The organism is Acetonema longum DSM 6540, assembly GCF_000219125.1.
Lineage (GTDB): Bacteria > Bacillota > Negativicutes > Sporomusales > Acetonemataceae > Acetonema > Acetonema longum.
In genome coordinates, this window is the sequence record NZ_AFGF01000144.1 from 25,443 (window position 1) to 46,090 (window position 20,648).

Here is a 20,648-nt window from a genome sequence, read left to right on the forward strand (position 1 = left end):
TAGCAAAAAATTTGTTGTAAAGAGGGGAGCCCGGTGCCATTAGTTACACTGAGGGAAATTTTACAGAAAACAGATCAGTCCGATTATGGAGTGGGGTCTTTTAATGTCGTGAGTATGGAAATGGTCATGGGGGTGATCAGAGCCGCGGAAGAGACGTTTTCACCGATTATCCTGCAGACGGCGGAAGCGAGGCTGAAGCATTCGCCGCTGAATCTAATCGGCCCGCTGATGGTCGAGGCCGCCTGCAAGGCGAAAGTGCCGGTAGCCGTACATTTAGATCATGGTTCACAGCTGGAAATCATAAAACAGGCCTTGGAGATAGGGTTTACCTCCGTAATGTTTGACGGCTCACGGTTACCGCTTGCGGTGAATATTACTAAAACTCTGGAAGTTGCCCGTCTGGCGCAAGGGTATGGAGCATCGGTGGAAGCGGAAATTGGCCGGGTTGGCGGCAGTGAGGACGGAGCAGAGGATATTGAAATGGCCATCACTCAGGTGCAGGACGCCCAAACCTTCTTCGAGCATACTGGCGTGGATGCCCTGGCGGTGGCTATCGGCAATGTTCACGGAGTATATAAAAGGGAACCCAATCTGCAGTTTGCCAGGCTGAAAGACATCCATGCAGCAGTGGCGGCTCCCTTGGTTCTGCACGGTGGCTCCGGCATCACTGCTCAGGATTTTCGACAGTGCATCCAGCATGGCATAAAGAAAATCAATGTACAGACCGCCACCTTGCATAAGGTAGTGGCGAAAGTGCGCTCATTGTTTCAGCAAACGGAAAATCCGGATTATTTTACTTACCATGAGTGTGTGATTGCCGCCGCGCATGAAAGCGCCAAAGATCATATGGAAGCATTTCAAAGTGTGAATCAAGCTTGGTAGGAGGCTGGGGCATGACTGGAATACAATTTGATGGCACAAAACATATGGATATTATTCCCATTGGGAGAGTGGCCATAGATTTTAACCCTGTAGATCTCAATAAACCGTTGGACGAAAGTACGACTTTCCGCAAATACCTTGGCGGATCACCCGCCAATATCGCTGTCGGCATGGCTCGGCTGGGCAAGAAAGTGGGGTTTATCTCTAAGGTTTCTGATGACCAGTTTGGCCGGTTTGTTATCAATTATTTCAAAAAAGAGGGTATCGACACTTCCCATATCGCCGTGGCGAAGAACGGCGAGTCGCTGGGACTTACTTTTACGGAAATTCTAAGCCCCACCGCCAGCAGTATCCTGATGTACCGTAACGGTGTGGCTGATTTGGCATTATCGCCGGAAGAGGTCAATGAAGATTACATTAAGAATGCCAAGGCGATTATTATTTCCGGCACTGCGCTGGCGGCGAGCCCTTCGCGGGAAGCCGCTCTCTTGGCGATGGAATATGCCAAAAAACATGGGACGGCAGTCATATTTGATATTGATTATCGGAGCTACACCTGGCAGTCGAAAGCGGAGCTGGTGATCTATTACTCCGCCATAGCCCGGGCCAGCGATATTATTCTGGGATCAAGAGAAGAGTACAATTTGATGGAAAGTGTCGTGGCGCCGGCAGGAAGCAGCGATCAGGAGACGGCTGCCCGCTGGCTGGCCTGCGACAATAAAATTGTTGTCATTAAACACGGCAAAGAAGGCTCTGCCGCCTATACCGGCAGCGGCGGCGTATATAAGATCAAACCTTTTCCGGTAAAACTGCTGAAATCTTTCGGCGGCGGCGATGCATACGCCTCTGCTTTTCTCTACGGGTTAATGGAAGGCTGGGAGATCGTCGATTGCCTTGAGTTTGGCAGCGCCTCGGCGGCCCTGCTGGTGGCGAGCCACAGCTGTTCCGATGCGATGCCGGGTGTTGACGAGATACGGGAATTTATTAAGAAAGCTAAAGAAGAATACGGTGAAATGGTAGTCAGAGCATAAAAAGCACGGGAGGCATTAGAATGTTGAGGATCAGGCAGGCTGAGCCGTTTCAATATGGCTATAATCCGGTCACGGCTATGGATGAAACGGAAGACAACACCATGATGGATTTTGGCATACTGAGGATCGCGAAAAATCAGAAGGAGTCTCTGGTTGAAGAAGATAAAGAAATTGCCTTGCTTTTAATTCAGGGTGAGGTTTCCCTAAAGTGGGACGGCCGGGAGAAAACCATTGCCAGAGGCAACTGCTTTGATGCCATGCCATGGGTGCTGCATGTGCCGAAAAATACAGCGGTAGAGATCGCTGGAATCGCGGCTGATTCTGAGCTTAGCATTACCAAAACGACCAATGACAGGCTTTTTGCAGCTAAAATGTACGCTCCGGCTGAATGTCGCTCAGAGGAACGCGGCAAAGGGACATTAAAAGAAGCGTCAACACGCATTGTACGAACGATATTGGATTATTCCGACGCGTCTTATTCCAACCTGGTGATTGGCGAAGTGATCGATTTTCCGGGAAAATGGTCCAGCTACCCGCCTCATTATCACCCGCAGCCGGAGATCTATTTTTACAAGTTCTGTCCCGAGCAGGGGTATGGGTTCTGCGAACTGGGCGAGGATATCGTAAAAATCCGGCACAATGATACGGTGAAAATACTGAATAATGCGACTCATCCGCAAACGACAGCGCCGGGATATGCCATGTATTATATCTGGGTCATCCGGCATATTGACGGCAATCCGTATAAAAGCCCGGAATATCCGGTATTTGAGCCGCAACATCTGTGGGTTAACGACAAAAATTCCAAAATATGGCCGGACAAATAGTTGACCGGGAGGAATGGGGTATGGAGACGATGCGGCTTACCATGGGCCAGGCGCTGCTTAAGTTCCTTGACAACCAATATGTGGAGTTTGATGGTGTTGTCAACAAGTTTGTGAAGGGCGTATTTACCCTTTTTGGGCACGGCATTGTAGTGGGTTTTGGCGAAGCTTTGGAGCGGTATCAGGGCGATATGGCCGTATATCAAGGAAAGAATGAGCAGGGCATGGCCCATGCGGCCATCGGTTACGCTAAACAAAAAAACCGGCGGGAGATTATTGCCTGTACTTCGTCTATTGGTCCGGGAGCCCTTAATATGGTGACTGCTGCAGCCACGGCCACTGTCAACCGGATTCCCCTGCTGCTGCTGCCGGGAGATACTTTTGCCTGCCGGCAGCCTGATCCGGTACTGCAGCAGGTGGAAAATCCGTCCAGCCTGTCCATTACCGCCAATGATGCGTTTAAGCCGGTATCCAGATACTGGGACAGGGTGGTGCGGCCCGAGCAGTTGATGACGGCGATGATCCATGCCATGCGGGTTTTGACCGATCCGGCGGATACCGGCGCCGTTGCCATATGTTTGCCGCAGGATGCGGAAGGCGAAGCCTATGATTATCCTGTTGAGTTCTTTGCCAGGCGGGTTCATCACATTGCCAGAAGGATACCTACCCGCAGCGAGCTTGAACACGCCGTCGCTAAAACGATAACCAAGAAAAAACCCCTCCTGATTTGCGGCGGCGGTGTCGTATATTCGGAGGCTGGCGATGCACTCATCGAGTTTGCGGAAAAGTTTAGGATCCCTTTTTGCGAAACACAGGCCGGCAAGGGAGCCGCACCCTGGAATCACGGCCTGAATCTTGGAGGTGTCGGAGTTACCGGCGGGCTGGCGGCAAACAGGGTCGCCGCCGCAGCGGATCTCGTCATTGCAGTGGGGACCAGGCTTTCAGATTTTACAACAGCATCCAAATGGTTGTTCCAAAACCCGGACGTAGACTTCCTGACGATTAATGTAAATGCTTTTGACGCCTGTAAAATGAACGCCATGACGGTTATCGCCGATGCCAGGGAGGGATTGCAGGCATTTGGCGCTGCGCTTGAAGCAGCGGGGTATCAATCCGTCTATAGCGGAGAAATTGAAACGGCCAAGGCGGAATGGGACAGGGAAGTTGACCGGCTTTGCAGTATCGACCTGGCGCAGGGCTTATCCCAGACCAGGGCTTTAGGCGAAATCGCCAAAATGATCGGCGAAGATGCCGTTATTGTGGGATCGGCAGGCAGTTTGCCAGGCGATTTACAACGTTTATGGCGACCGGTAAAGCCTAAAACCTATCACATGGAATACGGTTTTTCCTGTATGGGTTATGAGATCAATGCCGCGCTGGGGGTGAAAATGGCCGAGCCGCAGCGGGAAGTGTATGCGATGGCTGGCGACGGCAGTTATCTGATGCTTCATTCCGAGCTGCTCACCAGCATTCAGGAAGGCTATAAAATTAATGTGCTCCTGTTTGACAATTGCGGCTTTGGCTGTATCGAAAACCTGCAGAATTCTAAAGGAATTCCCTCGTTTTGCACTCAGACCAAATTTCGCGACCCGGCCACCGGCCGGTTAACAGGCCGGGATATGCCGGTCAGCTACGCGGAATGCGCCGGAGGGTATGGCGCTAAGACCTATACGGCCAGAACCATAGAAGAATTGAAAGCGTCGCTGGCCAGCGCCAAAAAGGACACGGTGTCAACGCTCATTGATATAAAGGTCCTGCCCGGGACAATGACCGACGGTTACGAGTCATGGTGGCGGGTCGGCGTACCCGAAGTGTCGGAGAATCCCGATGTGGTGAAAGCCCATGAACTGCTTGTGAAGGAAGTTAGCAAGACAAAAAAATTTTAATCATGGGAGTGGCGGAGGATGTTTGATAAAAGCAAAGTGCTTCTAGGCATTGCCCCCATCGCCTGGACCAATGATGACATGCCTGAACTGGGGCGAGAAAACACTTTCGAGCAATGTGTGAGCGAAATGGCCCTGGCCGGGTTCAGCGGCAGCGAAGTCGGCAATAAGTACCCAAAAAATCCCAAAGTGTTAAAACAGGCATTGGATTTGCGCGGCATACGCATTGCCAGCGCGTGGTTCAGTTCCTTTCTGACCACCAGACCTTTCGAAGAAACTGCCGCCCCCTTCCTAAAGCACCGTGACTTCCTGCACGAAATGGGCGCCAAGGTGATCGTTGTCGCCGAACAGGGCCACAGTATCCAGGGAAGGATTGATACCCCGGTGTTGGAGCGCAAGCCTCAGTTTACGGCGGCGGAGTGGGAAAGCCTGGCCCGGGGGCTGGAAAAACTGGGAAAACTGGGGCAAGAGAAAGACATGCACATCGTCTATCACCATCACATGGGTACGGGCGTGCAAACGGCGGCCGAAATTGATCAGCTGATGATGATGACGGGTGAAAAGCTGGTATATCTGCTGTTTGACACCGGCCACCTGGCTTTTTCCGGCGAGAACCCGCAGCAGGTTCTGAAAAAATACGTCAAACGTGTCAAACATGTACATTTAAAAGATGTCCGCCAAGATATCCTGGTTAAAGTGGCCAGCGAAAAAATGAGCTTCCTGCAGGCGGTCAAAGCGGGTGTCTTTACTGTGCCGGGCGATGGGATGATCGATTATGAGCCGCTGTTCGCAGAGTTTGCCAGTAACAATTACGAAGGATGGTTTGTGGTTGAAGCCGAACAGGACCCGGCGCTGGCAAATCCGCTTGAATATGCCGTCAAGGCAAGAAAATATATCAGAGAAAAGGCAGGTCTATAAGGGGGCTGGAGAGATGGAAAAGAAGATCCAGGTAGGCGTAATTGGCGCAGGAAGAATTGGCAGACTTCATACCAAAAACATTATGGAGAGTTTTCCCAACGTTACAGTAAAAGCCGTGGCGGACATTTATGCCGATCCAGTCAAAGACTGGGCGGCAGGTCTCAACATTCAGCATGTGTACAGCGACTATCAACAGATTCTCGATGATCCGGAGATTGATGCGGTACTCATTTGCTCCTCAACCGATACTCATTCCCGGATCACCATCGAAGCCGCCCGGGCCGGCAAGCATATATTCTGCGAAAAACCCATTGACTTTGACATTGGCCGGATTCACGCGGCCCTTGAGGCAGTGAAAAAGGCCGGGGTTAAATTTCAGGTCGGCTTTAACCGGCGGTTTGACCATAACTTTAAAAAGGTCAGAGAACTGATTCAGAGCGGAGCGATTGGCGACCTGCAAATTGTTCATGTTATCTCGCGCGATCCTGCGCCTCCCCCGGCTGAGTATATCAAAGTGTCCGGCGGCATGTTCCTCGATATGACCATCCATGACTTTGACATGGTGCGATATCTGACCGGCAGCGAAGTGACCGAAGTATACGCCAATGCCGCCGTACTTGTCGACAAGTCAATCGGCGAAGCCGGCGATGTGGATACCGCGCTGGTCAGCTTAAAGTTCAAAAACGGCGCCATCGGCATGATTGATAATTGCCGTCAGGCCGTATACGGCTACGACCAGCGGGTAGAGGTCCTGGGGGCCAAGGGCAGCATTGCCGCAGCCAATGATACCCCGACTACTGTTGTAATGAGCACGGACAGTGCGGTGACGGCAGACAAACCCAAGTTTTTTTCCTGGAAAGATACATGGAATCCTTCGCAGCCGAGATGAAAGAATTCTTCAACAGCATCATCCATGATACCGACACGGCAGTAACCGGCATTGACGGCTTAAAACCGGTACTCATTGGTTTGGCGGCAAACCGGTCTTACCGGGAAGGCCGGCCGGTAAAACTGGAGGAGTAGATTGCGTGCTGCAAGTCCGTAGAAGCTTAAAGGAGGAGAGAAAGTGTTTGAACAACTGAATTTTCGCCTGAATTTTAATGATGCGGATTACTCGGATTTACATTTTCCCAGCGAGGATAAGAATATCCTGAGAGAACTCGGGAAACAGGTGGCGGAAATAGCGGCCAGACCTGTCATGGAAGAAAGAAAGCAGCTATGGCTCAAACATAATAAGCTGGAAAAAACCAGGCCGGTTCTCTTGTGCGATCCTGAAAACGGTTGGAATGAATTGATCCCGGAAAGTCAAATCCGGTGTAAAAACAGTATTGCCCGGCATTGGGAGGACCATTTGCGCAAGCAGATTTTCTGGGGCAACGAAATGAATGACGATTATGTGGTGGAAGCCTTATTCAACCTCCCTTATATATATGAGGAAAAATCCTGGGGGGTGGCCGGCAGCACCAAGAAGGCAAGCCAAAAGAAAACGGCGGAAGAGGGGAAAGCGTATCATATTGAGACCATTCTGGAAGATTTCAGCCAAATCAAAGATATTACCAAACCCCAGTTAACGATCCATTATCAAACAACCGAAAGCTTATTGGCAACAGCGCAGGAACTTTTTGACGGTTCCCTTAACTGCAGAATCAATACGGTGTGGTTCTGGTCGTTTGGTCTCACCGATGAGCTGGTATTTTTAAGAGGACTGGAAAAACTCATGTATGATTTTTGCGATGAGCCGGAACACATTCACGCAGTGATGAAAATATTGTTTCAAGGTATGCAGGATAAGCTGGATTTCCTGGAAACCAATCACCTGCTCTGTCTGAATAATGACGGCACTTATGTCGGTTCGGGCGGCATGGGTTTTATTGATACGCTGCCGGCAAAAGATTTTGCGGGAACAGTGCGAACGAAAGATATGTGGGGACTGGCTGAAAGTCAGGTTACGGTCGGCGTTTCGCCGGGCATGTTTAAAGAATTTATTTTTCCCTATCAGAAACCCCTCATGGAGAGGTTTGGGCTTACTTGCTATGGCTGCTGCGAGCCCATGGATGCCAGGTTTGATATCGTAAAAGCAGCAGCAAATTTAAGAAGAGTTTCGGTGTCGCCCTGGGCCAATAAAGAGATTATGGCCGCCAAGCTGAAACATGATTATATTTATTCGCTTAAGCCTTCTCCCTCCAATTTGGCGCTGCCGGTAATGGATGAAGCGGTAGCCAGAAAAGAACTGAAAGAGGCGCTAAAAATAGCCGGGGAATATGATAACTGCCTGGAGATCATCATGAAAGACAATCACACTCTGGGCAATAATCCGGAAAATATTAAAAACTGGGTGAAAATAGCCCGGGAAGAAATTGAATCATTTTAAAACTGCTTGTGATATTGGAAGGAGGGTATTTCATGGATATCATCAGTCAGCTGGCGGATAGTGTACAGAATGGGAAAATTAAACTGGTGAAAGAACAGGTAGAGCAGGCTCTTGCCCAGGCAATCAGCCCGGCTGTGATATTGAATGACGGCATGATTGCCGCCATGACGGTAGTCGGGACAAAATTCAAAAACAATGAAATTTATGTGCCGGAAATGCTGATCGCTGCCAGAGCAATGGGGGAAGGATTAAAGGTGCTGGAGCCGGTTTTGATTGCCAGCGGGGTAAAGCCCGTCGGCAAAGCCGTGATCGGCACGGTCAAAGGGGATTTGCACGATATCGGGAAAAATCTGGTGAGAATGATGATGCAAGGCGCAGGGATCGAAATGCATGATATTGGCATCGATACGCCTGCGGCGGACTTCCTTGCCAAAGCGCAGGAAGTCCAAGCCGATTTTGTATGCCTTTCGGCCTTGTTAACCACTACTATGGCCGAAATGGAGGCAGTGATAAAAGAATTTCAGCAAGCAGGTGTACGGAAGGATTTTGTTTTCATGATCGGCGGGGCGCCTGTTACCGAAGATTTTGCCCAGAAAATCGGGGCTGATTTTTATGCGCCGGATGCTGTTCATGCGGCTGACGTTGCCCGCGATGTACTGCATAAAAAATACGCCTGAAGGGACTAATCACTGGCACCGGCGGCTTTTGCCGCCAAATCTTTCTTAAAGCGAGATCAATGATGCGGGCTCATGCTTCAGGTGAGGGGGAGACGGGCTAGCTCCTCCTCATCCGGGGACAGTGTCTGCAATGTGTTGTATTAGTGGCTCATGTATCTCGCAGATATGAAAAAGGGGCGAAGAGCATTGATAATCGTAGGCGAATTAATTAATACCAGCCGCAAGGCTGTCAGCGAAGCAGTAGATAACAGGGATGCACGATACATTCAACAGGTTGCCGGGGAACAGGCGGCAGCAGGGGCGAACTATATTGACGTCAATTGCGGCAACAAGGTATCTAATGAAGTGGAAATCATGGAATGGCTGGTGAATACCATTCAGGCAGCGGTTGAAGTTCCCCTGTGCATCGACAGCCCCAATCCGGCAGCGCTGGACATCGGTCTTAAGCTGGCCAAATACGGAACGCCGATGATCAATTCCATAACGGATGAAGCGGAACGGTTTAATGCCGTTATACCGCTGGTGCAAAAGTATGAGGCTAAAATAGTGGCTCTGTGCATGGGCGACGGCCGTATGCCGGAGACCGCAGCGGAGCGCATGCTGGTGGTGCAAAGCCTGTATGACAAACTTACTTCAGCCGGCGTTAGGGACGAAGACATTTATTTTGACCCGTTAGTCAAACCGGTGAGCAGCGTGGGTACAGCCGGTCTGGAAGTGCTGGAAACGATCCGGCTGATTAAGGCGCAGTATCCCAAAGTGCATTTTATGTGCGGCCTGAGCAATATTTCCTTCGGCTTGCCCAACCGCAAATATTTGAATCGGTTGTTCGTATCCCAGACTATGGCTATGGGGATGGACGGCTATATTCTCAATCCGACAGACAAGGGCATCATGAATGTTGTCTATGCATCTAAAGCGCTTTTAGGAATCGATGAATATTGCCTGGAATATTTAGCAGCCTACCGTCAGGGAATTTACGAACAGTAAGCACCTGTAAAGCATAGCGTATTCATTATTAAATTTTAAGAAAATTCTTTCAACCGAAGGTGCGCCCGATCTTTCACAAGTGTGTATTCTTCGAAATTAAAAAGAGAGAAGGCGATTGATTATGAGTAACCAAGGAAACCAAACAGTGTTTTTAAGTACAATTGTCCTAATTTCGACATTCGGAGGACTCCTATTCGGGTATGACACCGGCGTCATTAACGGCGCTTTGTCTACGATGACTATAGCATTAGGGTTAAACGCCTATACTGAGGGAATCGTCGTAAGCTCCCTGTTGATTGGCGCTGCTATCGGCTCTGTGTCCGGCGGCCGACTTTCGGATGCCGTGGGCCGCCGCAGAACCATTCTTTATCTTGCTGTCCTGTTCTTTTTCGCCGCCCTTGGCTGTGCCGCTGCCGCGAGCATTCCTTTCATGGTGGCATGCCGTTTCCTGCTTGGTTTGGCGGTTGGCGGGTCGGCGGTAACGGTACCGGCCTTTTTGGCGGAAATGGCGCCGGCAGAGCGGCGGGGGCAGTTGGTTACCAGGAACGAGCTGATGATTGTTACCGGGCAGCTGCTGGCTTTTGTCATTAACGCCATTATCGGTGTTACCATGAGCGGCAGTGGGCAGGTTTGGCGGTATATGCTGTCCATTGCGGCGCTGCCAGCCATTATCCTCTTCTTTGGTATGCTGAAAGTACCGGAAAGCCCGCGCTGGCTGTTGGTCAAAGGCAGAGATCAAGAGGCGCTGCAGGTCCTGCGGCAAATTCGTGAGGAGCAGCAGGCAAAAACAGAACTCAGTGAAATCCAGGCAACTTTGGCCGAAGAAGCCGGGGTTAAAAAGGCAACGTTAAAGGACTTGGCCGTACCGTGGGTGCGCCGCATCGTCCTTATCGGAATCGGACTTAGCGTAGTCCAGCAAGTTACCGGTGTTAACTCAGTGATGTATTATGGCACGGAAATCCTCAAAAATGCCGGCTTTTCAATGGAAGCGGCCCTTATTGGCAACACGGCCAATGGCGTTATCTCGGTTTTGGCAGTATTGGTCGGCATGTGGCTGCTTGGCAAGGTCGGCAGGCGCCCGCTGCTTTTGGCCGGGTTACTTGGAACCACGTCGTCCCATCTGCTCATTGGGATATCCTCCCAGATTCTTGCCGGGTCTGCCGCGCTGCCCTATGTAGTGCTGGCGCTGACAGTCACATTTCTGGCTTTTATGCAGGGAACGCTTGGCCCGGTAGTATGGTTGATGCTGGCGGAAATATTCCCGCTTAGAATACGGGGACTTTGTATGGGCATCTGTGTATTTTGCCTCTGGATCACTAACTTCTTCATCGGCTTATTTTTCCCGGTATTTCTCACTACGGTTGGTTTGTCTTCAACATTTTTCATCTTTGCCGCATTAGGGTTTGCGTCCATAGTATTTGTGAAGATTTGCGTGCCGGAAACAAAGGGGTTCACCCTTGAACAATTGGAGCATAATTTCCGGAACTATGGAGATTCCGCGATTCAAAAGGCTCGCACGAAACCAATGTAAAAGAGCGACAGCCGCATGAGCAAAATGGAAAAGAGGATTTAAGGCATGGAAAAATTACTGACAGGAAAATTATGTGTTGTAACCGGGGCGGCCCGGGGGATGGGAAGATCTCTGGCGATAAAATACGCTGAACATGGGGCTAATGTAGCACTTATAGATTTAAATAAAGAAGGGCTGGAAATGGCCGCAAAAGAAGTTGAAGCAAAGGGAGTGCAGGCATTGCCTCTGGTAATGGATGTGGCAGCGGCCCAGGAAATTGACAGCGCAATCCGCGCAATTGAGTCAAAGTTTATAAAAATTGATGTTCTGGCAAACTGCGCCGGTATTTCCACCTCCCGGTTGCTGGTAGATGTCGAGGAAGCAGAATGGGATAAGGTTCTCAATATTAATTTAAAAGCTGTTTATCTCTTAAGCAGGCGTGCAGCCCGGAATATGATCCAAAATAAAGTACAAAACGGTAAAATCGTATCCATTTCGTCACAGGCCTCAAAGATCGGCGAGTTTGGGAACGGAGTCTATTGCATTTCTAAAGCGGGCTTGAACATGCTGACACAAATACTGGGGCTGGAATTAGCGGAATATGGGATTGCTGTGACTGCGGTTTGTCCCGGCTATGTAAATACGGAAATGGTACAACAGGTTTTCCGGAAAAGAGGTCCGCTTGAAGGAATGACGCCTGAAGAATATGAAAAAACGTTAACCAATACGGTACCGATGAAAAGGATGGCAGAGCCTGAAGAAATTGCAGATCTCATGGTGTATTTAAGCAGCGGGAAAGCCAATTATATCACCGGAGTATCCGTGACAATTGCCGGCGGCAGAACATTAATCTAGGATGGTAAGGAGTGCTCATGATGAGACTTTGTTTTGTTACGGATGGTTTGGGATATATGCCCTTTGAAGAGATGCTGGATACGGCCGCAATTTTGGGCTTTGAATCTTTAGAACTGGCCTGTGGCAATTGGTCTAAGGCGCCGCATGTCGATCTAAATGGACTGCTTGAGAGTGGGCGCAGCAGAGAGAAATTTGTAAAAGAAATAAAAAGCAGAGGACTTGAAATTGAGGCCCTAAACTGTTCCGGTAATCAACTGGCGCCAAATGAAGAAGGTAAAGCGCATCAAGAGATAGTAGAAAAAACATTTCGGCTGGCAGAGCTTTTAGGAATAAAAACTATTGTAATGATGTCCGGACTTCCCGGCGGCAGTCCGACGGACATAACTCCTAACTGGATTATAACAAGCTGGCCTCCTATTACTACCAAAATTCTAAATTGGCAATGGAATGAAGTAGCATTTCCCTACTGGCAGAAGACAGTAAAACTTGCCCAAGAACGTGGTATTGAAAAAATTGCTTTGGAAAACCACGGGTGCCAGTTAGTTTATAATCCGGAAACTTTGTTTACATTAAGAAACCATGTTGGCGCAACCATTGGCATGAATCTGGACCCCAGCCATTTATTATGGATGGGCGGGGACCCGATAGCAGCTTTACGATTTTTGGGAGATGCAGTGTATCACATTCATGCCAAAGATGTACGGATTGAAAACGGATTGATTGACAAAAACGGCGTGCTTGACACAAAAGCCATCGAATGTTTTTCCCAGCGTTCCTGGAATTATGTAGCACTGGGGCATGGGCGCGACCTGCGGTGGTGGAAGGAACTCTTCTCGGTTGCCAGCATGATAGGCTATAAAGGCCCTGTAAGCCTGGAGATGGAAGACCTGACCATGGACCCGCTGACCGGAGTTAAGAAATCTATGAAAGTATTAAAGGAAGCTCTGCCCAGAGATCTATAGCATAATTAGAGGACTAAAAACCATTCCATGCTAGAATTTTAGCAAGGGAGTTGATTTTTTCCATGAAGAAATCAGTATGTATTGAGACAATTTTTACTGAAGCTCCTTTGGCAGAAAGATTTGCATTAGTAAAGGAAGCGGGCTTTGACTATGTTGAGTTTTGGACCTGGAAGGATAAGGATATCACCACGATAAAAGAGCTATGCCTGCAATATAGTCTCAAGGTAGCCAGTTTTTCCGGTGATCAGGATTATTCTCTAATCAACCCGGATGAAAGTGAAAAATATATATCCTTTGTCAAGGAATCGATAAAAACGGCCCAATATTTAAACTGCAAAAACCTGGTGATCCACTCGAATGCGCTGGGAGAGGGCGGTGTGGTTTTAAACGGTTATCCTGAAATACCTGATTCTAAAAAATTTGCAACAATCTTTAAGGTGCTGAAGGACTTAGCTCCTATAGCGGAAAGGGAAAAAGTCACACTGGTGTTAGAGGCGCTGAATTCAAAGCTCGATCATGCCGGTAATTTTTTAAATAATACCATAGATCCGGCCAGTCTTATAAAATTAGTAAACTCACCGTACATAAAGGTATTATACGACGTATATCATATGCAGATCATGGAAGGCAATATTATTGATACATTAAAGAGATACCTTGATGTTATTGGCTATATTCATATAGCGGATGTGCCGGGCAGACATGAACCAGGTACCGGGGAAATTAATTATGTAAATGTAATGGATGCACTAAAAGCGCTAAAATATGATAAAGTAGCAGGCTATGAATTGTTTCCTTTAAAAAGCTCCAAGGAAGCGATTAACGCTATAAAGAGCCTTTAGAACCCCTCGCGGAGTAACGCCGTGGCTGTCATATTCGGCGAGATGAAAAAGGAAAATTGTTGGGGGAGTTAGCATGAAAATTTGCTTTAACCAGGCAACGACAATGAAAAAATCAACCTTGGAAAAAGATTTGGAACTATGCGAGAAATATGGCTATGACCTGATTGAAATCCGGCTGGATCAATTAGAAAACTATCTCAAAAGGCATACTGTTGATGAACTGGCGGCATTTTTCCACAAAAGCAAGATTAAGCCCTATGCTTTTAATGCCTTGGAATTTATCACCTTCCGTGATGCTGCGGGCTATCAGGAGATTAAAAAAAATCTCAGATTCCTCTGTGAAACCGGGGAAAAGATTCATTGCAAGAAGATCGTAGTCGTTCCCACCTTTGACGTAGGAAATTATACGAAAGACCGGATTAAAGAAGAATCCATGAGAGCCCTCAACGATTTGGCCGATTTTGCGGAACAATATGGCGTAAAACTGGCTTATGAATTTGTGGGCTATCCCAATTGCTCGGTAAATACCTTTGGTCAGACTTATGATATTATTAAAACGTTAAACCGGGACAGTGTCGGCATGGTTCTGGATTGTTTCCATTTTCATGCGATGGGTTCCAAAATCGAAGATCTGCAACAAGCTGATGGCCAAAAAATCTTCATTTTCCATATTGATGATGCCGAAGATTTACCTGTCGGCGCCTTGCGTGACAGCAACAGGCTGTGGCCGGGCGAGGGAGCAGTTGATTTAAATGCCGTTCTGGGTACACTCAAAAAAATTGGCTACAGTGAAATGGTTTCGGTTGAATTGTTCCGGCCGGAGTATTGGGATTGGGATATTGAGCAAACGATTAAAGTGGGAAAAGAGAAAACGGAATCAGTTGTCGGCAAGTATTTTGCTATCGGATAACAAATTGGCGAGTAATTTGCTGAGAGTCAAATTGATCGGCTGCCCTTCCACGCAAAAAGAAGTAGAGTCTCTGGGGTTAACCGGCGGGATGGATTGTGAGTATCTGGATTTTTCCTATCATGCCGCCCCGGATCAATTACAGAAAGAGCTGCAGAAAAAGATCGACAACAGCCAGGACTACAGCGCGATTGTTCTGACCTATGGCCGGTGTTCCAAAGCAACCGCCGGCCTGGTGTCGCCTAAGGCGCCGATCGTCTTGCCGCGGGTCCATGACTGCTTCGAACTGCTTTTAGGATGCGGCGAGAAGCGGCGAATGCTGGCTGACAGAAATCCGGCGGCCTATTATTTTAGCGCGGGATGGCTGGATTATGGCCGGAGCCCTTATGCGGAGTACCGGGAATATGTAGAAAGGTATGGAGAAGAGGAAGCCCGCTATCTAATAGAAGCGCTTTATGGAAAATACTGCGAAGCTATCTTTGTCAAAACCTGTCTGCAGGAAGACACGGAAAAATACCGCGTAAAGCTTAAGGAAATCGCAGCATTCTTTTGCTGGGCAGTCGGCGAAGTGGAAGGCGACCTGTCATTATTGCGTGCGCTTGTTACCGGTACGCGCTTGCGGGATGACGTGATTCATATTCCTCCGGGGAAACCTGTATGCTGGGAGAGCTTAGATGAAAGACAGTGCACAGGGGAAGGAGGGGGAAGCAATGAATAGGGTTGTTTTAACGATAATGCCGCAAGGACGGGCACTGAAGGCAGAGCCTGGGACGGGACTGCTGGAAAACCTGCGGGCGATTTTAGGAGAAGATTTTGAATCGCCCTGCGGGGGTGCCGGCTTGTGCGGCAAATGCCAGGTTATGATCCAATGCGGTGAAATATGGGTATCAGCGCTGGCCTGTCAAACCCGGGTTGACCGGAATATGACGGTGCTCCTGCCGGATGGTTCTTTAGGACAAGAGCAGATATTGCGGCAAGGGGCGGTCAGTGAAAAATACGCACTGGAACCGACAATACGGAAAATGCTGCTCGATACTGTTAACAGGAGCAAAGCGGGAGACGGATATCGAAGCCAAATGGACTGGCTTGTCGACCAGGTCGGGAAAGTGGGACGGGAGAAGGAGTGTGACCCGGGACTGGCCCGGCAGTTAGCTGATTTGCTGCAAAGCGGCAGTGCATTCATTACCGCGGTAGTCTACAATGATCAAATCGTGTCGCTGGAGCCGGGAGATACAAGAGAAATACTTTTCGGCATGGCGTTTGACATTGGGACTACCACCCTTGTCGGATACTTGCTGAATCTAAACACGGGGACGCGTATTGCAACGGTATCCGCCATGAATCCGCAACGGACCTATGGGGCGGATGTCATATCCCGGGTGAATCACACGAATACTTTGCCTGACGGGCTGGAGCAACTGACCAAAGCAATCCGTGGGGGCGTTGAACGACTGATTGACCAGGCGGCAGAGATGGCGGGCCTAAGACGCACAGATATCTATGAACTGGTGTTTGTCGGCAATACCTGCATGAACCACCTGTTTTTAGGAATTCATCCCGCCGGGCTGGGACAGGCTCCCTATAAGCCGGTTTTGAGAGCCCCGGTCTGCTGTCTAGCCAGTTCGCTTGGCTTGACAATCAATTCGGCCGGGTTTGTCTATTGGCTGCCTAATGTATCGGGATTTATCGGTTCAGATACCATTGGCGCGTTGCTGTCTAATCCTGTAGACCAGGATGAAACAGCTCGGCTGGTAGTGGATATCGGGACCAACGGGGAAATGGCTATAGGGGTTGGCGGGCAAATATGGGCATGCTCTACCTCTGCCGGGCCGGCATTTGAGGGAGCCTGCATTAAGAATGGCATGCGCGCAATGCCCGGAGCTATTGATGCGGTACAGGTTGTCGGTGAAGACATAAACTATCATATTATCGGTAGTTATGAGCCGAAAGGGCTGTGCGGCTCGGGTCTGGTGGATGCAGTTGCGGGGTTTTTAAAAACCGGCGTTATCGACATAACCGGCAGATTTCAATCAGATAATTTAACTTCGTGGCCTGAAACCCTTAAAGAGCGAGTTGTTCCATGGCAAGGCAGCCACGCCTTTATTCTTGCCTTGCAAGAAGGTAAAGGGGAACCGATTATGATCACCCAGAAGGACATTCGTCAGGTCCAGCTCGCCAAAGGAGCTATAGCGGCCGGTATAGAGATAATTGTTAAAGAAGCCGGACTTCGCCTGGAAGAGATCGGTGAACTCTACGTGGCCGGCGCTTTCGGCAACTACCTTGATAAACACAATATGTGCGCCATCGGGTTGTTGCCCCTTGCGCTGGAAAACGCAATCATTCCCGTTGGCAATGCTGCCGGAGAGGGCGCCGTACTGGCGCTGCTTTCAGCGTCAGCCCGCCACGAAGCCTTCAATATAGCTGGACGGGTGCGTTACATAGAACTGGCTGGGCGGTCGGATTTTCAGGATATATTTGTGGAGGCAATGACCTTTCCGGCATCAATGTCTTTCGACCTCCTATAGTATGCGGCAAAAACGCGCATCAGGGGCTCCCTGCAGAGTTTTCAGGTGAGCCCCTGATGCATTTTTTCAGTTTAGAATCATTATGATCCGGGAATAATCATCTATTCGGCTGTGATTCTCACAGATATAGCGCCTCATCGGCCATGCCGGCTGTGTTCCGGAGGATCCTGTCGGCAGCAGCCGGGCAGGCATGGCGGAATTTGGGAAAAGCCAGGCTGGATAGCACCAGGATCTCTGCATCCGTAGCAGCGGTAATGTCTGCAGCCTGTTTGGGATGCTCCACCAATCCGTTGGCGCCGAATTCCCGGCCGGGCAAAATACGCAGTTTATTTCGCAATGAGCAGGGCGGTTCCAGTTCTCCGGAAATTAAAATGTTCAGATCGTAGCTTGAGATGCCGGAGGTTACGACCTGATCACCCGCCCGGCATTGCACCACGATGCCGCAGCAATGCAAGAACTTTCGCGCTTCTTCCGCCGATAGTCCATATAGTATCGGCATCACCCGTTCAGGGGTATGCGCCAGCCGCTGTTGCAAAAAAGCCCATAGTTCTTCTTCGCCAATAAGCTGGCTGTTCAATATAGTAGAATTTTCTGTGAATTCGGAGTAGAACCAATCGACAATAGCTCTGTTTTGCAACTTCCTTTTTCTAGCCAGGCGAAAAAACGGAGAGCGCACCGTTCGTAAATGTTCTATGTCATCTAATAAAAGAACATAGGGTGCCAGCAAACCGTAGCCGGGATCAATGAAATGCTGACCAACTTGATGAAACCCTAACTGCTCATAGAAGCGCAGCAAATACAGATTGCACACTCCGAACCCAAACTGAACTTGATCGCAGCACAGTTCATAAACTTTAGCTGAAAGCATAGGAGCTGCAATAGAATTACGATATGCTGGCGCTATCAAGAGTTTTGAGCTATAGGCAAATTTTGCTTCGTTATTTTGCCCATAGTATTTTTGGAACCGATCCAGAGAAAGATTTTTGGCCCAAAAGGCTGGAAAATCTATAAGCCGCCCGATGTTTACTCGTACTGTACCAATAATTTGTTGTCCCGCTTTTGCATATAACAGTACTCCCCACTTATCCAAATCATCAAATAGCAGCTTATTGGCATGGTCCATAGCAGGGAACCGTTTGGACATTTCTTCCGCATAAACCTGATAGCGGAAGCGGTAGATTTCCGTCTTCTCCAGAAAATTGGCAGCCATCCCAATGGTTATATTTTCTCTCTCATCAACCTGGACGTACGTGTTTTCCCGAATAGTCGTCGCCATACATTTTTCGCTCCTTTTCCAATTTGATTAGGACATACTCATAACGGCGCATTATGTCTTCTTCATGCTGGTCACCTCCTTATTGTTGAAATACGGACAAATATTGGGCAATCCTGTAGTTATTTGTAAAAAAGAGCCCCTTTCCTTGAGTGTTTTGCACTCAAGGAAAGGGGCTCTTTTATTCCTTACTTACGCTTCATCATCCGATCCGGGAGATTCTTCCTACGCCGAAAGACTGAGGCAAGGCGAAATTTTCCTTGGCTGGGGGTTGATTAAAGTACACAAAAAATGTAGTTCCCCGGTCACTCGTCTTTACCTGAATCGTAGCCTGATGGCGAGTAGCAATTTGGTAACAAATCGGTAACCCTAAGCCCGTACCGTTTTCCTTGGTGGTCAGAAACGGCATACCCAGGTTATCAAGAATATGCGACGGTATTCCGGACCCCTGATCGCTTATCGCGAGGGTGACCTGGTTTCCTTCCGAAGATGTGCAGATCGTGAGCTCACCGCCGGCCGGCATAGCTTCGATCGCATTGCGCACCAGATTGAGCAGCAACTGGCGGATTTCATGTTCATCCAAGTAGAGGGATGATATTTCTCCGAGATCAAACTTTGTGTATACGTTTGCGGCAGCAGCATTGGCCTGTATCAATGGACTCAGTGTCTGGATAATGGTATTCAGGGAGCAGCGCTTGAGATTGGCCACTTTATCTTTGGCCAGCATCAGGTATTCGCTGATGATCTCATTCGTCCGGTCCAGTTCCTCGATTAACAGATCATACCGCTCCTTGTACATAAGGCCCTCACGCGTCATACCCAGCAATTGCAGGTAGCCGCGTACCGTGGTGAGGGGATTGCGAATTTCGTGGGCCACACTGACCGCCATTTGTCCGACCATGTTCATCCGGTCCATGCGGGCGGCGATTTGCTCTAGTTCCTTGCGGGCCGTGACATCGCGGACAATGCCTTCGATAACCAGGCTGTTTCCTTGAGGATCCTGAATAAGGACCCACCTTTGCTCTACCCACACGATGTTCTGATCTTTGCGGATCAGACGAAACGTGAATGGCAAGCTGTTTGCCTTCGCGCAGTCCTTAATATAATTTTTAAACAGCGGCAAATCATCAGGGTGCACCACCTTCATGAACAGTTTGGGGTCGGCATACCATTCATCAGGGCTGTAGCCTGTCACCGCCAGAATGGCCGGACTGATATATTCCAGCTTGACGTAGGGCGACAGCCGGCAGCGGTAAATTACATCCACTGCGTTTTCCGCCAGTAATCGGTATTGAGTTTCTTTACTGAATAAATCTGCTCTTGTTTTTTCAAAATGCACAATTAAAGTACCTGTAGCGACAGCCAAGCGCAGAATACCACTGGCTAAGTTGATCCATGTAAGGAAGGCAAATGAAAAAGGAAGAATGAACGTGAGTATCCCCCATAGCATAAATGCATAGCCTGTGATAAGTCTGCCAACTCCCGGAAGATTCAGCCGGCGCAAAAAGAAGCCGGCTGTCCACAGTAGCGTTATGCTGGCAAACCAAGCGGGCGGTAAGATTTTATAGACCCCAGGCAAATCCAACAGTATAACTGCTATACTTATTAACGCAATACCGATTGAGCTGTATAGCCAGTTTTTGTTTGTGGGCTTGTTGGCGAAGAGACAGATTCCCCATACAAATACTACTCCGCAGCCAATGAATAGTAATTGATATATAATAAAGCCGAATGCATGCTGCTTCCAGGGGAATATTCCAAAATCAAAAAAAATATTGCGTAAAGAAAGGATAAACCAGGCTAGCGCCCAGATGCCAATATAGCGTTCGCGGTATATCGTATATAAATAGATATAAACAAGTATAGGCGAAAGTGTTCCTGCCATTGCACCAATCGCGGATAGCAACGCGTAATCCATGATCACTCACACCAATCTAATTATTTACATTTCTAAACATTCTTCCCAATGTAAATATCCTCCTTCTTTTATTTTACATTATTTTCACTCTGTGGAATTTTGATAGTATTTTTTGACTCATTACAGCAGAATGCTTCAAAAATAATTTATCTTGAAACTGAAGTTTGGTATAGTTAGCTTGCGAATAAAGCATTCGCAAAAGGAGGCCTTCTAATACGCTTGATTAAGAATGGTCTTTTAAGAAATCTTTAATATATTTAAGATATAATCAATTTACTAGGGT

General features: G+C 48.6%; 17 protein-coding genes and 1 pseudogene. 16 read left to right on the forward strand and 2 right to left on the reverse strand.

The features are described from left to right. Window positions 1-33 precede the first annotated feature (33 nt). The 16 genes and pseudogenes from ALO_RS14435 to ALO_RS14510 all read left to right on the forward strand — a co-directional run bounded on the left by ALO_RS14435 (window position 34) and on the right by ALO_RS14510 (window position 17,174). Window positions 34-882: a class II fructose-bisphosphate aldolase gene (locus tag ALO_RS14435; RefSeq protein ID WP_004097094.1), complete on the forward strand. Its 849-nt coding sequence runs from the start codon at window positions 34-36 to the stop codon at window positions 880-882. An 11-nt stretch (window positions 883-893) separates the two neighbouring features. Next, on the forward strand, window positions 894-1,913 hold the full coding sequence (iolC, locus tag ALO_RS14440; RefSeq protein ID WP_004097097.1) for a 5-dehydro-2-deoxygluconokinase: 1,020 nt from the start codon (window positions 894-896) through the stop codon (window positions 1,911-1,913). A gap of 20 nt (window positions 1,914-1,933) precedes the next feature. Further along, entirely contained in the window at window positions 1,934-2,740 is an 807-nt protein-coding gene (locus ALO_RS14445; protein WP_004097099.1) for a 5-deoxy-glucuronate isomerase, read from the forward strand. A gap of 20 nt (window positions 2,741-2,760) precedes the next feature. Next, window positions 2,761-4,623, forward strand: coding sequence for a 3D-(3,5/4)-trihydroxycyclohexane-1,2-dione acylhydrolase (decyclizing) (iolD, locus tag ALO_RS14450; RefSeq protein WP_004097102.1), 1,863 nt, complete (start codon window positions 2,761-2,763; stop codon window positions 4,621-4,623). Window positions 4,624-4,641: 18 nt separating this feature from the next. Then, window positions 4,642-5,538 carry a myo-inosose-2 dehydratase gene (gene iolE / locus ALO_RS14455; protein WP_004097104.1) on the forward strand — a complete coding sequence of 299 codons (897 nt, stop codon included), beginning with the start codon at window positions 4,642-4,644 and terminating at the stop codon, window positions 5,536-5,538. 13 nt (window positions 5,539-5,551) lie between these two features. Then, window positions 5,552-6,561: pseudogene (iolG, locus tag ALO_RS14460) on the forward strand (inositol 2-dehydrogenase). A gap of 43 nt (window positions 6,562-6,604) precedes the next feature. Further along, window positions 6,605-7,909 carry a hypothetical protein gene (locus tag ALO_RS14465; RefSeq protein ID WP_004097116.1) on the forward strand — a complete coding sequence of 435 codons (1,305 nt, stop codon included), beginning with the start codon at window positions 6,605-6,607 and terminating at the stop codon, window positions 7,907-7,909. A 32-nt stretch (window positions 7,910-7,941) separates the two neighbouring features. Next, entirely contained in the window at window positions 7,942-8,586 is a 645-nt protein-coding gene (locus ALO_RS14470) for a corrinoid protein (protein WP_004097118.1), read from the forward strand. Window positions 8,587-8,772: 186 nt separating this feature from the next. Further along, complete coding sequence (locus tag ALO_RS14475; protein WP_004097121.1) at window positions 8,773-9,573, forward strand: methyltetrahydrofolate cobalamin methyltransferase; 801 nt, start codon at window positions 8,773-8,775, stop codon at window positions 9,571-9,573. Between the two features lie 121 nt (window positions 9,574-9,694). Continuing rightward, window positions 9,695-11,104, forward strand: a complete 1,410-nt coding sequence (locus ALO_RS14480; protein WP_004097123.1) for a sugar porter family MFS transporter — start codon at window positions 9,695-9,697, stop codon at window positions 11,102-11,104. 45 nt (window positions 11,105-11,149) lie between these two features. Beyond that, window positions 11,150-11,938 carry an SDR family NAD(P)-dependent oxidoreductase gene (locus tag ALO_RS14485; protein ID WP_004097124.1) on the forward strand — a complete coding sequence of 263 codons (789 nt, stop codon included), beginning with the start codon at window positions 11,150-11,152 and terminating at the stop codon, window positions 11,936-11,938. Window positions 11,939-11,958: 20 nt separating this feature from the next. Further along, window positions 11,959-12,900: a sugar phosphate isomerase/epimerase family protein gene (locus ALO_RS14490; protein ID WP_004097126.1), complete on the forward strand. Its 942-nt coding sequence runs from the start codon at window positions 11,959-11,961 to the stop codon at window positions 12,898-12,900. 62 nt (window positions 12,901-12,962) lie between these two features. After that, window positions 12,963-13,742 carry a hydroxypyruvate isomerase family protein gene (locus ALO_RS14495; RefSeq protein WP_004097128.1) on the forward strand — a complete coding sequence of 260 codons (780 nt, stop codon included), beginning with the start codon at window positions 12,963-12,965 and terminating at the stop codon, window positions 13,740-13,742. Between the two features lie 73 nt (window positions 13,743-13,815). Continuing rightward, the gene (locus tag ALO_RS14500; protein WP_004097130.1) at window positions 13,816-14,652 is read left to right on the forward strand and encodes a sugar phosphate isomerase/epimerase family protein; all 837 of its coding nucleotides are present in this window, start codon (window positions 13,816-13,818) and stop codon (window positions 14,650-14,652) included. Between the two features lie 16 nt (window positions 14,653-14,668). Beyond that, complete coding sequence (locus ALO_RS14505; protein ID WP_202945789.1) at window positions 14,669-15,367, forward strand: DUF1638 domain-containing protein; 699 nt, start codon at window positions 14,669-14,671, stop codon at window positions 15,365-15,367. Next, window positions 15,360-17,174 carry an ASKHA domain-containing protein gene (locus ALO_RS14510; protein ID WP_004097133.1) on the forward strand — a complete coding sequence of 605 codons (1,815 nt, stop codon included), beginning with the start codon at window positions 15,360-15,362 and terminating at the stop codon, window positions 17,172-17,174. Before ALO_RS14505 ends, ALO_RS14510 begins: the two co-directional genes overlap by 8 nt. Window positions 17,175-17,292: 118 nt before the next feature. On the opposite strand, the gene ALO_RS14515 is transcribed toward ALO_RS14510, so the two are convergent. Next, a complete protein-coding gene (locus tag ALO_RS14515; protein WP_004097134.1) occupies window positions 17,293-18,450 on the reverse strand; it encodes an N-acyl amino acid synthase FeeM domain-containing protein in 1,158 nt (385 codons plus the stop codon). A 199-nt stretch (window positions 18,451-18,649) separates the two neighbouring features. Then, window positions 18,650-20,365 carry an ATP-binding protein gene (locus ALO_RS23220; RefSeq protein ID WP_004097135.1) on the reverse strand — a complete coding sequence of 572 codons (1,716 nt, stop codon included), beginning with the start codon at window positions 20,363-20,365 and terminating at the stop codon, window positions 18,650-18,652. Window positions 20,366-20,648: the final 283 nt, after the last annotated feature.

Bases quoted from the DNA above. Each gene is read 5' to 3' on its own strand.
- iolC (WP_004097097.1), top strand. From the start codon at position 894: ATGACTGGAATACAATTTGATGGCACAAAACATATGGATATTATTCCC.
- ALO_RS14445 (WP_004097099.1), top strand. From the start codon at position 1,934: ATGTTGAGGATCAGGCAGGCTGAGCCGTTTCAATATGGCTATAATCCG.
- iolD (WP_004097102.1), top strand. From the start codon at position 2,761: ATGGAGACGATGCGGCTTACCATGGGCCAGGCGCTGCTTAAGTTCCTT.
- iolE (WP_004097104.1), top strand. From the start codon at position 4,642: ATGTTTGATAAAAGCAAAGTGCTTCTAGGCATTGCCCCCATCGCCTGG.
- ALO_RS14470 (WP_004097118.1), top strand. From the start codon at position 7,942: ATGGATATCATCAGTCAGCTGGCGGATAGTGTACAGAATGGGAAAATT.
- ALO_RS14480 (WP_004097123.1), top strand. From the start codon at position 9,695: ATGAGTAACCAAGGAAACCAAACAGTGTTTTTAAGTACAATTGTCCTA.
- ALO_RS14485 (WP_004097124.1), top strand. From the start codon at position 11,150: ATGGAAAAATTACTGACAGGAAAATTATGTGTTGTAACCGGGGCGGCC.
- ALO_RS14490 (WP_004097126.1), top strand. From the start codon at position 11,959: ATGAGACTTTGTTTTGTTACGGATGGTTTGGGATATATGCCCTTTGAA.
- ALO_RS14495 (WP_004097128.1), top strand. From the start codon at position 12,963: ATGAAGAAATCAGTATGTATTGAGACAATTTTTACTGAAGCTCCTTTG.
- ALO_RS14500 (WP_004097130.1), top strand. From the start codon at position 13,816: ATGAAAATTTGCTTTAACCAGGCAACGACAATGAAAAAATCAACCTTG.
- ALO_RS14510 (WP_004097133.1), top strand. From the start codon at position 15,360: ATGAATAGGGTTGTTTTAACGATAATGCCGCAAGGACGGGCACTGAAG.
- ALO_RS14515 (WP_004097134.1), bottom strand. From the start codon at position 18,450: ATGGCGACGACTATTCGGGAAAACACGTACGTCCAGGTTGATGAGAGA.
- ALO_RS23220 (WP_004097135.1), bottom strand. From the start codon at position 20,365: ATGGATTACGCGTTGCTATCCGCGATTGGTGCAATGGCAGGAACACTT.